This is a genomic window from Haloferax sp. S2CR25, assembly GCF_031624535.1.
Classification (GTDB): Archaea; Halobacteriota; Halobacteria; order Halobacteriales; family Haloferacaceae; genus Haloferax; species Haloferax massiliensis.
Map to the genome: position 1 here is coordinate 280328 of NZ_JAMQOO010000003.1, position 12637 is coordinate 292964.

Sequence of the window (12637 nt, forward strand, 5' to 3'; positions counted from 1 at the left end):
ATGTTCGAAATCGCAATCGACCGAGACGCCTGCGACGGCATCTTCGCCTGTCTCGCCCGCGACGGCCGGTTCGTCGAGGACGACGACGGACTCGCCACAATCGACCCCGACGCGGCCGGCGTCGTAAGCGTCGAGCGAACCGACGAGCGCGTCGTCGCCCTCCTCGAAGGCGACGCCGAGGCGGACGACGACGACGCGACGCTCGCGGCGCGAGCCTGTCCGCCGGGCGCGATTTCGGTCCGGGAGGTGGACGCGTGAGCGACGCGAACGCCGACGGTTCGGCCGCGGACGCCGACTCGGACGCGAGCGTGGACTCCGGCGTCGCCCCCGCTGACGACCTCCTGAAGAGCGCGCCAGAGACGGCGTACCTGTGGGGCCACGTCGCCGGCGGCGGCCGCGTCGAGCCGGGACAGTTCACGGTGCTGACAGGCGACGAGACCTGCGCGAACCGCCTCGCGGTCATCGCCGGCGGCGGCGAAATCGACCGCCGAGAGACGGCACGAGAGTACGCCCACAACACCGCCGTCACCCGCGTCAAAGACGAGTACCACGTCATGGTCGAAGGCGACGTGGTCAGAAGCGCGAGCGCCGCGTTCGGCCTCCCCGTCGGCGACGACGCCGGCGGCTACCGCTTCGACGCGTTCGAAGACCGGCGGAAACAGCTCCTTCGGGGTCTCCTCGAATCCTGCGGGACGGTCTGTTTCAAGTCCTCGACGGGGACGGTCGGCATCTCGTTCGTCCACGACGACCGGGCGCTCCTCGACACCGTGGACCGACTGCTCGACGCCTGCCCGGTCGACGCGCCGACCGGCGAGATTGGGGAGACCTCCTCGGGCGGCTACTGGTTCGGTATCGACGACGACGCGGCCGCCGACTTCGGCGAGTGGGTCTACGAGGGAAGCGACGAGACGAGCCTGTTCGCGCCGACGCGGCGTCGAAAGCTCGTCCGAAGCCTCGAAGAGGCCGAGAACGCATGAGTCTCGAACGGCCCGACCCGGTGCTCGACGACGACGCGGTGCTCCTCGTCGGCCACGGTTCGCGCCGCGAGGAGTCGAACGAGCAGGTGCGGACGCTCGCCGCGAAGCTGGAATCGCGGCTGTCGGTCCCGGTGGACGCGGCGTACATCGAACTCGCCGAGCCGTCGATAGACGACGCGATCGAGTCGATGGCCCCGACCTGCCGGACGATGACCGTCGTCCCCCTCTCGCTTTTCGCCGCGAGCCACGTCAAAAACGACGTGCCGCTGGCGGTCCAGCGGGCCCGCGCGACCCACGACGACACCGAGTTCCGGTTCGGGTCGCATCTCGGCATCCACCCCTCGCTCGTGGACCTGTTGGACGAGCGGGCGCGAGCGGTCGAGTCCGACCTCGGCGTCGACCGCGAGGACGACGACGTGGCGGTCGTGCTCTGCGCCCGCGGGTCGAGCGACCCCGACTCGAACGGCGACGTGCACAAACTGGCGCGCCTGCTGTACGAGGGCCGGGAGTTCACCCGGGTCGAATCGGCGTTCATCGGCGTCACCACGCCCCGACTTGAGGAGACGCTTCACACCGTCGCCAGGGACCGCCCGGACGCCGTCGTCGTCCTCCCGTACATGCTCGGCGACGGCGTGCTGACGGGGCGAATCGTGGACAAAGCCGAGACGTTCGACGAGGAGTACCCCTACGTCGACGCCGGCGCGTCGGGACCGCTCGGGACGGACGACCGAGTGGTCGAGACGCTCGCGGACCGCTACCGAGAGGCCCGCACGGGAAGCGTCGAGATGTCCTGCGACACCTGCAAGTACAAGGTCGAACTCGCCGGCTACGAGGACGACGAGGGGGGCGCTCGGGCGATGCTCCGCTCGCTCGTCCATCAGGCGGAACACGCCGACCGGAGCGACGTCGACGACGACCCGCACGTCCACGACGCCCCCGAGAAACACGTCGCGGTCTGCACGAACCAGACCTGCGCCGCGAGCGGGGCGGCGACCGTCCTCGAACGACTCAGACAGGGCGTGCGCGACGCCGATGACTGCGACGTGCACGTCTCGCGGAGTTCGTGTCTCGGCCAGTGCGGTGACGGCCCAATCGTCGCCGTCTACCCCGACAGCGTCTGGTACGGCGGCGTGACGCCCGACGACACCGACCGCATCGTCTCGTCCCACCTCGAACGGGACCGCATCGTCTCGAACCTCGTCCACCAATCACTCTAACCATGGCCTGCGCAGAACTCGAAGCGCTCCGACTGGCGCTGTTGAACATCACCGGAACGACCGACGAACACGCGAAGCGACACGCCGAAGCCGAACTCGAAGACTACCTCGGCGACGCCGACCCCGGCCCGATTCGGGCGCTCGCGAACGCGACCACCCTCGACGAGGCCCAGCGACACCTCGACGCCGCGCTCGTCGACCTCGAAGAGGAGGCGACGCGAATCGACGACGACGACCCGCGAGCCGGCTACCTCCGCGGGCGACTCGTCGCCGTCCGCGACGCCGAACGGTCGCTTCGCCGCGTCCGCGAGGGAACCGACTCGCTGCTCGACGACCTCGGAGAGGCGCACCACACGCTCCACGACGCCTTCCCCGTCGAGGACTGAGTTCCGATGGCTCCGTCCCCACTCACGGCCCGCCGCGACCTCGGGGAAGTCGACCCCGCGAGCAGTCGCCACAACTGGGCGCGCTCCGCGGTCGAAGCGACCGAAGACGCCGTCTTCGTCGGAACCGCGGCCGGCCGCGTCGTCGCGCTGGAGACTGCTGCCGACTCCGCATCCGACGGCGGCGAACGCTGGGAGACGCGCGGCGACAATCCCGTCGTGTCGATGGCCGCCACCGACGACGTTCTCGTCGTCGGCGAGCGCGGCGGCGACGGACTCGTTCGCGTCCTCGACGCCGAGACGGGCGACGCGCGCTGGACGTACGCGACGGCCGACGACGTGGGTACGGCGACGAAGGACTCGCTGTTCTTCCGACCCTACGTCGTCGACCTCGCGGTGACGGGTGACAGGGTCGTCGTCGCCGCCCGGCGCTACGAACGCGACGGCGAGGACAGAGTCTGGCGGAGCGTCGTTCTCGGGTTCGACCGAGACGGGCGGCTCGCGTGGCGCAGACGGGTCCACGCGTCGCCCATCGCGGTCGCCGCCGACGGGGACCGCGTCGCCGTCGCGTACAACCGCTGTCCGAACTCCGAACAGGACGGCCTCGTGCTCCTCGACGCCCACACCGGGGGACGGGTCGCGTCGTGGGACCCCGGCACCGACGGGGACCGACGGGTCGGCGACGTGGCCTTCGCGGGCGACGCGCTCGCCGTCGCCAGCCACGGCGACAAACGCGGCTATCTCCTCGATTTCGAGGGGAACGAGCGGTGGCGACTCGACCTCGCCACCGAGCGCCGCGTCGGCGACGAGACCGTCTACGCCTATCCGACCCACGTCTGCGTCGCCGACGGAGCCGCCGCCTTCGTCACGGGGAACACGTTCGCCGAGTCGACCCGCGACCCGGACGCGCGACACCCCGACGAACACACCGCGGTCGGCGTCTCGGTCGACGGGGGCGAGCGCCTGTGGACCCGCGACACCGGCGGGTTCGCGCGCTCGGCCGTCGCCGCCGGCCCGCGGGTGTTCGTGCCGTCCGCCCAGCACTTCCGGGAGCGGGAGGCCGACCGCCACGGGGTCCACACGTTCGATGCGACGGCGGGGCACGTCCGGACCGACGACCTCCCGGGCATCCCGACCGCGGTCGCCGCGGGCGGGGGCGTCCTCGCGGTGGTCGAAGAGCCGGTCGAGTACCACGACGAGGGCGTCACGCGCGGGGCGTACCGACTCCGAACGCGACCGATTCGATAGGAGACACCATGCGAAACGAGACGACCGACCCCCGACTACTGCCCGTCCGCGGAGCGCGCGACCTCGGCGACCCGCTCGGCCGACAAGTCGGAAAGCGGGATGCGCCGCGCGCCCGTCTCGGAGACGAGGATGTCGGTCACGCCGATGCCGTCGTCGCCGGCGTCGACGACGACGACCGAAGCGTCGGCGGCGGCGAGGCCCCGCGCCGCCGACCGGGTCTGTCCGGTCGGGCTCCCGTCCGCGACGTTGGCCCGGCCGTCGGTGACGACGACGACGAGCGCGGCGTCGGCGTCCGAGCGGTCGATGACCCGACGGGCGGCGTCCAGCCCGGACGGAAGCGGCGTCCGGTCGCCCGTCGGGAGTTCCTTCAGGTGCCGCGCCGCCAGCGTGACGCTGTCGGTCGGCGGGAGCAACACCTCGGCGTCGTCGCCGGCGACCGCGACGAACGCGACCTCGTCGCGCTGTTCGTAGGCGTCTTCGAGGAGCGACAGCACGGTACCCTTCGCCCGCCGCATCGCGGCGCGCATCGACGCGCTCGCGTCCACGACGAACACGACGAGCGTCGCGGCCGACCCGCGGGCGACCGCGGTTCTGAGGTCCGACCGGGTGACGCGGGACCGACCGGCCGAGGCCGCGGCCCGGACCGACGCCGGAACGTCGATGTCGTCGGTCTCCGTCGCCGGTTCGGTTCGCACCCGCGAGCCTCGCCCCTGCCGCGACTCCCGCACCGCGGCGCGGCTTCCGTCGCCCGGCGTCTCCGCGTCGAGGCCCGCGTCCTCGACCGGCGGGCGCTCGGTGTCGCCGACGGCGGCCCGGTTCTGGCCGGGGAGAAGCGGGGTCGCTTCGTCGGGGGCGTCACCGGAGTCGCCGTCTTCGGAAGCTCCGTCTTCCGAATCGCCATTCTCGGCACCACTCTCGTCGGCTCCGCCGACTCCACCGTCTCGGTCGTCGCCGCCGGTATCGTCGTTCCCGGCGTCGGAGCCGGGAGCCTCTCCCGCGGCGTCGCCGTCATCGTCTCCCCCGGCGTCGTCTCTCTCGGCGTCGCCTTCGCCGTCTCCGCCGTCGCTCGCGCGGTCGCCATCGCTGGCGTCGTCTCCGCCGTCTCCATCGCCCGAGTCGTCCCGGTCCGCGTCCTCGTCGAAGTGGTCGTCGAGCACGTCGTCGAGGTCGGGGTCGTCGTCGAACGGGCGGCTCCGGAGTCGGTGCGGGAGCGCGAGGGCGGCCGCTTCGCGCACGTCGCTTTCGAGCACCTTCGTCCGACCGTCGAGCGCCGCGAGGGTGCGGGCCGCGCGGGCGATGGCGATGTCGGCGCGGTGGCCCTCGACGCCGGCGTCGACGCAGAGTTCGGCGATGTCGCGTTTGAACTCGGCCGGGAGGGCGACCGAGTCGAGGCGGTCGGTCGCCTCGCGGAGCGCGGTTTCGAGCGCCGCGGTCTCCTCGCGGTGGGCGTCGGCGACCGTCTCCGGGTCGTCGCCGCGCGCCAGCGCCCGGTCGATAATCTCCACCCGGTCGTCGATGTCGCGGCTGCCGACGACGGTCGCCTGGAGGGCGAAGCGGTCCCGGAGTTGGGGGCGGAGGTCGCCCTCCTCGGGGTTCATCGTCCCGACGAGGGTGAACTCGGCGGGGTGCTCGACGCTCACCCCGTCGCGTTCGACGCGGTTGACGCCGCTCGCGGCCGCGTCCAAAAGCAGGTCGACGAGGTGGTCGTCGAGGAGATTCACCTCGTCAACGTAGAGGATGCCGCGGTTCGCGCGAGCCAAGAGCCCGGGGTCGAACGACGCCTCGCCGTCGAGCGCGTCGGCGACAGAGAGCGTGCCCGCGACCCGGTCGCGGGTCGCGCCGAGCGGGAGCGTCACGAGCGGGACCGGCCGATGTTCGACCTCGTGGTCGTCGCGGGCGCGACAGGAGTCACACTGGCGGGCCGGGTCGTCCGGGTCCGGCGGACAGCCGTACGGACAGCCCGCGACGACCGCCTGTTCGGGCAAGAGGTCGGCGAGCGCGCGGACCGCGGTCGACTTCGCGGTTCCCTTCTCGCCGCGGACGAGCAGGCCGTCGAGGTCGTCGTCGGCCCCGACGGCCAACAGCGCCCGTTTCAGTTCGTCTTGCCCGACGATAGCCGAGAACGGAAGCGTCTGAGTCGTCATCGAATGCGAAATCGTAGTTGCAGTAAGACAATAACACTTTATCAATGACACCGACAATCGGACTGTACACAGCGACCGAAAACGAGTTGGGCGCGGTCCAGCGGGCCGCGCGCCGACTCGACGGAATCGACCTCGTCGTCCGCTCCGCGAGCGATTTGGACGACGTGACCGACGCGGACGCCTTCGTCGACGAGTTGGAGTCGGCGACGGCGGCCGTCTTCTGGCTCCACGGGGCCGAAGACAGCATGCCCGGCTACGACCACGCGGTCGAACGACTCGAAGCCGCGGGCGTGCCGCTCGTCGTCAAGGCCACGGGCGACGCCTTCGCGCGGCAGGACACGACCGTTTCCGACGCGGACCGCGGGCGCGTCTGCGAGTACCTCGACCGCGGCGGCGCGGTGAACGTCGAGAACCTCTGTCGGTTCCTCGCCGCCGAGTACGCCGGCGTCGAGACCGAGGTTGACGACCCGGTCGAACTCCCGACCGAGGGCGTCTACCACCCGGACTACCCCGGCGTCGAGTACGACGAACTGCTCGACACCCACGACCCCGACAAGCCGACCATCGGCGTCTGGTTCTACGAGTCCCACTGGACGCACGCGAACACCCGGTACGTGGACGCGCTCGTGGAGCGACTCGAATCGCTCGGCGCGAACGTCCTCCCGGCGTTCTGCAATCCCGCGACCGACGAGGAGGGACAGGAGAACGCCGAGTGGGTCGCCCGGAACTGGTTTTCGGACGACGACGGCCCCGTCGTGGACGCCGTCGTCAGCTCCTTCATGTTCTCGCTGTCGATGAGCGAGCGCGGCCGCGACGCCGACGACGAGGGCGCGGCCGCCGAGGACGTGTTCCTCACCGAACTCGGCGTTCCCGTGTTGCAGGCAATCACGACCATGCGCTCTCGAAGCCGGTACGAATCGAGCGACACGGGCGTGATGGGCTTCGAACTCGCGCTGTCGGTCGCGCTCCCGGAGTTCGACGGCAACGTCATCACCCACCCGATAAGCGGGAAAGAGCGGATGGAAGACGAGGCGGGCGTCGGGAGCGCGCCGAAACAGCACTTCCCCATCGAGGACCGCGTGGACCACGTCGCCCGCCTCGCCGTCAACTGGGCGCGACTCCGCCACCTGCCGAACGACGAGAAGAACGTCGCGGTCGTCCTCCACAACTACCCGCCGAGCGACGACGGCATCGGGACGGCCTTCGGGATGGACAGCCCCGAGAGCACGGTCAACCTCCTGTCCGAACTCCGGAGTCGAGGCTACGCCGTCGGCGACCTCCCCGCGGACGGGCAGGCGCTCATCGACGACCTCACCTCGCAGTTGACGCTGGACGACCGCTGGGTCGCCCCCGAGGACGTGCGAGACCTGAGCGTCGACGTGGTGTCTCCGAACCAGTACGCCGACTGGTTCGCCGACGCCGACGACCGCTTCCGCGACAACGTCGTCGAGGAGTGGGGCGACCCGCCCGAGCGACCATTCGCGATTCCGGGCGTCGAGTTCGAGAACGTTCTCGTGACCGTCCAGCCGCCGCGCGGGTTCGGGATGGACCCCTCGAAGGTGTACCACGATTCGGACCTCCAGCCGCCGCACGACTACGTGGCGTTCTACGCGTGGCTCCGCGAGGAGTTCGACGCCGACGCCGTGGTCCACCTCGGCACCCACGGGAGTCTCGAATGGCTCCCCGGCAAGACCGTCGGCCTGAACGGCGAGAGCGCGCCGGACCAGTTGGTCGGCGACCTCCCGAACGTCTACCCGTACATCATCAACAACCCCGGCGAGGGGACGCAGGCCAAGCGCCGGTCGTACGCGGCCATCGTGGACTACCTCACGCCGGTCATGCGCACGGCGGGGACCTACGACGACCTCGCGGACCTCGAAGAACTCGCCCGCGAGTACCGCGAGGCGGGCATGGACGAGGCCCGCCCCGAGCGCGGCGACCAACTCCGCGAACTCCTCGTTGCGGCGGTCGACGACCTCGACCTCGCGGTCGAACTCGGGTTCGACGACGCCGACGCGGTCGGTGACGCCATCGGCGGCGCGGATTCCGGTTCCGGCGTCGATGCCGACGCCGTCGACTTCGACGAACTGGTCGAGCGCGTCCACGAGTACCTGACCGACGTGAAGACGACGCAGATTCGGATGGGCCTCCACACGATGGGCGAACCGCCCGAGCGCGACCGGCTCGTGGAGTACCTCGTCGCGCTCACTCGGCTCCCGAACGCCGACACGCCGAGTCTCCGCGAGAGCGTCGCGGGCGTCATGGGCGTCGACTACGACCGGATGCGGGACGAACCGGGGACGTACGACGACGACCTCGGGATGTACCTCTCGGAGGCCGCGGACCGCGTCTACGACCAGTGCGTCGAACTGGTCTCCGCACTCGCCGACCGCGGCTTCGACGTGCCCGAGTCGGAGGTCGACGCCGGCCCCGACGACGAGGTGAACATGAACCTGCTCGTGGTCGATATCGACCAACTCGGCGACGCGAAAGCCAAGCGGGGCGCGCACGACGACCTGCGCGAGGTGCTGGCGTTCATCTGCGACGAGGCGGCCCCGCGAGTCGCGGCCGCGGAAGCCGAGATTCCTCAGACTGCGGACGCGCTGGCCGGCGAGTACGTCCGGCCCGGCGGTTCCGGTGCGCCGACCCGCGGCGGCGTGGACCTGCTCCCGACCGGGCGGAACTTCTACACGCTCGACCCGCGGAAAGTCCCGGCCAAGCCGGCGTGGAGCGTCGGCGAGCGCGTCGCCGAGGGCGTTCTGGACCGCCACTACGACGACCACGGCGAGTACCCCGAGGAGTTCGGGGTCGTCGCGTGGGGGACGCCGACGGTCCGGACCCGCGGCGAGACCATCGCGCAGGTGCTCGCGTTCATGGGCGTCGAACCGGTGTGGACCGACGCGGGCCGCGTCGACGACGTGGAGCCGATTCCGCTGGACGAACTCGACCGCCCGCGAATCGACGTGACCACCCGCGTCTCGGGGCTGTTCCGCGACGCGTTCCCGCAGGCCGCGAGCGTCGTCAACGACGCCGTCGACGCGGTGGTCGAACTCGACGAACCCCACGAGATGAACTACGTGAAAAAGCACGTCGAGGAGGACGCCGCGGAGTTCGAGGCCGACGGCGTGGACCCCGACGAGGCCGAGAAACTGGCCAAACACCGCGTGTTCACGACGACGCCCGGCGGCTACGGCGCGGGGACGAACAAGGCGGTCGACGAGGGCGAGTGGGACGACCGGAGCGACCTCGCGGACGTGTTCGTCCAGTGGGGCGGCTACGCCCTCGGGAGTCGCGGCAAGGTGACCGAGGCCCACGACGCCTTCGAGCGCCGCCTGAGCGGCGTCGATGCGACCGTCAAAATCGAAGACACCGCCGAGCAAGACGAGTTCGACTCCTCCGACTGGTACGCGTTCCACGGCGGGTTCGTCTCCGCCGTCGGCGAGATTTCCGGAAGCGACCCGGCCTCGTACGTCGGCGACTCCAGCGACCCCGACAACGTCAGCGTCTACACGAACGAGGAGAAAGTCCGCAAGGCGATGCGGGCGCGCGTCCTCAACCCCGACTGGCTCGACAGCATGGAGGAACACGGCTACAAGGGCGCGGGCGACCTCTCGACCACGGTCGACGTCGCGCTCGGCTGGGACGCGACCACAGGCGTCGTCAGCGACACGCTCTGGGAGAGTCTCGCCGACGCCTACGCCTTCGACGAGGACCGACAGGAGTGGATGCGCGACGTGAACCCGTGGGCGCTCGAAAGCATCACCGCGACGTTCCTCGAAGCCATCGACCGCGACCTGTGGGACGCCGACGACGACGTGCGAGAGCGGTTGCAGGACATCAACCTCTCCGTGGAGGGCGACCTCGAAGCGAACACGACGAACGCCATGACGCAGACCCAATCCGATGACTGAACGAGACGCCTACGCCGACCTCGGCGCGACGACGCAGGAAGCGATGGACATCGCGGAGACGAGCATGGACATCGTCCGGACGTTCGTGCCCGACGAGACGCTGACCGACCGACTGCGGCAGAAAGCGGTCCACTCGACCGGCGACATCGAGTTCCAGCACCTCATCCGGTGCCAGAACGACCCGGTCGTCGCGGGCGCGAGGGCCGTCCTCGACGAGCGCCCCATCGTGACCGACATCACGATGGCGAAAGCCGGCATCACCGGCCGCGGCCACGACTGCCCGGTGCGGAAGGCAATCGGCAACGGGGCGGACCTCGCCGCCGAGACGGGCATGACCCGGACCGCGGCCGCGGTGCTCGAACTCGACAAGGAAGGCGTCTACGACGGCGCAATCGCGGTCGTCGGCAACGCGCCGACCGCCGCGTTGGCGCTCTGCGACTGCATCGAAAACGGGACTCGTCCGGCGGCCGTCGTGGCGACGCCCGTCGGGTTCGTGAAGGCCGAAGAGAGCCGGAAGCGCGTCCGCGACATCGCCGACGAGTACGACGTTCCGGCGGTGACGAACGTCGGGAAACGCGGCGGGAGCGGTCTCGCGGCCGCGCTCACGAACGAGTTGATTCACGTCGCCAGCGACGTGCGCAACGGCGACGTTGACCTCGGGGACCATGAGTGAGGACGAGAACGACCCGTACGACCTCGATTCGGGGCCGGACCCGGCGACGTTCGCGGCCGCCGCTCCCGAGCAGAGCATGGATAAAGACACTGACGCGCCGGTCTATGCAGTCGGCGTCGGCCCCGGCAACCCGGAGTACCTGACACCTCGCGGGAAGCGGGCGATTCGGGAGGCCGACGTGGTCGTCGGCTTCGAGACGGTCGTCGAGTTCGTCGCCGGCGAGACCGACGCCGACCTGCTCACCTGCGGCTACGCCGACGAGGCCGACGCGCTGGCCGAGTTCGGGCGGCGCGTCGCGGCCGGCGACCGGGGAACGGCGGTGCTCATGGGCGACCCGAACCACTCGGGCTACCAGTTCCTCGGGAAGGTCCAGCGGGCCGTCGAGCGACCGGTGCGGGTGATTCCGGGCATCTCGTCGCTCCAGATAGCCGCGAGTCGCGCCCGGACGCCGATGGAGGACACGCGGTTCGTCACGCTCCACAAAAGCGGGTCGCTCGACGCCGACCTCGACCGACTGGCCGAGGCGGTCGGCGAGCGCCACCTGCTCGTCCTGCCGCGGCCGTTCGACTGGATGCCGGGGGACATCGCCGAGTTCCTCCTCGATTCGGGCGCGGACGCGTCGCTGGACGCGCTCGTACTCGAACGACTGACCCACGACGACGAGCGAATCACCCGGACCACGCTCGGCGACCTGCGCGACTCGGCCGGCGGGAGCGGCCCCGACTCGACGCCGTACTCGGACCTCTCGGTGCTCGCCGTCAGAGCGCCCGTCGACGCGGCGGACTGAGCCGCCCCGCCGCGCGAGGGTGGTTAGGCCCGCCTAAATTCCGAAGACGTTTTAACTGTTTAGGCAAGCCTAAAAGACATGGCAAACGACGGACAAAGCGGACGGGAATCGACGCGGCGCGAGTACCTGCGATACGGCGGGGCAGTCGTCGCAGGTGGCCTGCTCGCCGGCTGTACCGGCGGTAGCGGGTCGGAGACGACGACGGAGTCCGAGGCCGAGACGACCGCGGCCGCGACCACGACGAGCGCGGCGACGGAGACCGAGACCGAAACCGAGACGGCGACCGAGGCGTCGGAGTCCTACTCGGTGTCGATAGAGCCGGTCGGCGAGGTCGCCTTCGACTCGGTTCCCGAGACGTGGATCGCGAACAACGGCAGTTGGGCCGACATGGGCGTCGCGCTCGGTCTCGACGCGCCGATGGGCGTCTGGCTCCCCGGCCGGTACCACACGCAGTACTACGACGAGATTCCGGACGTGAGCGTCGACAAGTCGTCCATCCGCCAGCTGTGGGGCGACAGCGGCGTCGGCAAAGAGCAGTTCTACGAGCTGAACGCCGACGTACACATCGCCGACCCGAACTTCCTCCTGAACCGCGGCCAGTGGAGCGAGGCCGATATCGAGGAGATCAGCACGCAGGTCGGGCCGTTCTTCGGCAACAGCATCTTCTCGCGCAGCTACGCGTGGCACGACGACTACCGCTACTACAGCCTCTACGAGGCGTTCGAGAAGCTCGCACAGGTGTTCCAGCGCGAGGAACGCTTCGAGGCGTTCGAGCGGGTCCACGAGGAGTTCCAGTCGAACCTCGCGTCGGTCCTCCCCGCGGAGGGCGAGCGGCCCTCGGCCGCCGTCGTCTGGGGCGGCGGCGACGAACCGGAGGAGTTCTACCCCTACATCATCGACGAGGGGACGAGCTTCAAGCACCTCAACGACCTGGAGGTCGACGACGCGCTCGCGGCGACCGACGTGAAGGACTTCTACAGCAACCGCGGCGCGGTCGACTTCGAGACCCTTCTGGAGGTGGACCCCGAGGTAATCCTCCTGCGCGGACAGGAGGCCAAGACACGCGAGGAGTTCCAGAACACTGTCATCTCGTTCATGGAGAACCACCAGGTCGCGAGCGAACTCACGGCCGTCAAGAACGGCGACGTCTACCGCGCCGGCGCGCTCTATCAGGGCCCCATCACGAACCTCGTCGTGACGGACCGACTCGCGCGGACGCTGTACGACGCCGACGAGCGCCTGTTCGACGCCCAGCGCGTCGCAGACATCGCCAACGGTAACCTGTAACCCGGTCCGA

Annotated in this window: 10 protein-coding genes; 9 read left to right on the forward strand and 1 reads right to left on the reverse strand. The window is 70.2% G+C overall.

Translation table 11 applies throughout. From position 1 onward, the window contains the following. The 5 genes from NDI65_RS09715 to NDI65_RS09735 are packed head-to-tail and all read left to right on the forward strand — an operon-like array spanning position 1 to position 3825. Positions 1–258: a ferredoxin gene (locus tag NDI65_RS09715; RefSeq protein ID WP_089780098.1), complete on the forward strand. Its 258-nt coding sequence runs from the start codon at positions 1–3 to the stop codon at positions 256–258. Further along, complete coding sequence (locus NDI65_RS09720; protein WP_089780096.1) at positions 255–977, forward strand: cobalamin biosynthesis protein; 723 nt, start codon at positions 255–257, stop codon at positions 975–977. Before NDI65_RS09715 ends, NDI65_RS09720 begins: the two co-directional genes overlap by 4 nt. Then, entirely contained in the window at positions 974–2194 is a 1221-nt protein-coding gene (locus NDI65_RS09725) for a CbiX/SirB N-terminal domain-containing protein (protein WP_089780094.1), read from the forward strand. Before NDI65_RS09720 ends, NDI65_RS09725 begins: the two co-directional genes overlap by 4 nt. Before the next feature lie 2 nt (positions 2195–2196). Next, on the forward strand, positions 2197–2580 hold the full coding sequence (locus tag NDI65_RS09730) for a DUF3209 family protein (protein ID WP_089780081.1): 384 nt from the start codon (positions 2197–2199) through the stop codon (positions 2578–2580). A gap of 6 nt (positions 2581–2586) precedes the next feature. After that, a complete protein-coding gene (locus NDI65_RS09735; protein ID WP_089780079.1) occupies positions 2587–3825 on the forward strand; it encodes a PQQ-binding-like beta-propeller repeat protein in 1239 nt (412 codons plus the stop codon). Between the two features lie 35 nt (positions 3826–3860). On the opposite strand, the gene NDI65_RS09740 is transcribed toward NDI65_RS09735, so the two are convergent. After that, entirely contained in the window at positions 3861–5969 is a 2109-nt protein-coding gene (locus NDI65_RS09740; protein WP_310893616.1) for a VWA domain-containing protein, read from the reverse strand. A gap of 44 nt (positions 5970–6013) precedes the next feature. Here NDI65_RS09740 and cobN point away from each other — a divergent pair, with 44 nt between their 5' ends. The 4 genes from cobN to NDI65_RS09760 all read left to right on the forward strand — a co-directional run bounded on the left by cobN (position 6014) and on the right by NDI65_RS09760 (position 12627). After that, positions 6014–9880, forward strand: a complete 3867-nt coding sequence (gene cobN / locus NDI65_RS09745) for a cobaltochelatase subunit CobN (protein WP_310893617.1) — start codon at positions 6014–6016, stop codon at positions 9878–9880. Then, a complete protein-coding gene (locus NDI65_RS09750) occupies positions 9873–10553 on the forward strand; it encodes a precorrin-8X methylmutase (protein WP_089780073.1) in 681 nt (226 codons plus the stop codon). Before cobN ends, NDI65_RS09750 begins: the two co-directional genes overlap by 8 nt. Further along, entirely contained in the window at positions 10546–11340 is a 795-nt protein-coding gene (locus tag NDI65_RS09755; RefSeq protein ID WP_089780071.1) for a cobalt-precorrin-7 (C(5))-methyltransferase, read from the forward strand. The genes NDI65_RS09750 and NDI65_RS09755 overlap by 8 nt, the downstream gene beginning before the upstream one ends. A 78-nt stretch (positions 11341–11418) precedes the next feature. Next, complete coding sequence (locus NDI65_RS09760; protein WP_089780069.1) at positions 11419–12627, forward strand: ABC transporter substrate-binding protein; 1209 nt, start codon at positions 11419–11421, stop codon at positions 12625–12627. Positions 12628–12637: the final 10 nt, after the last annotated feature.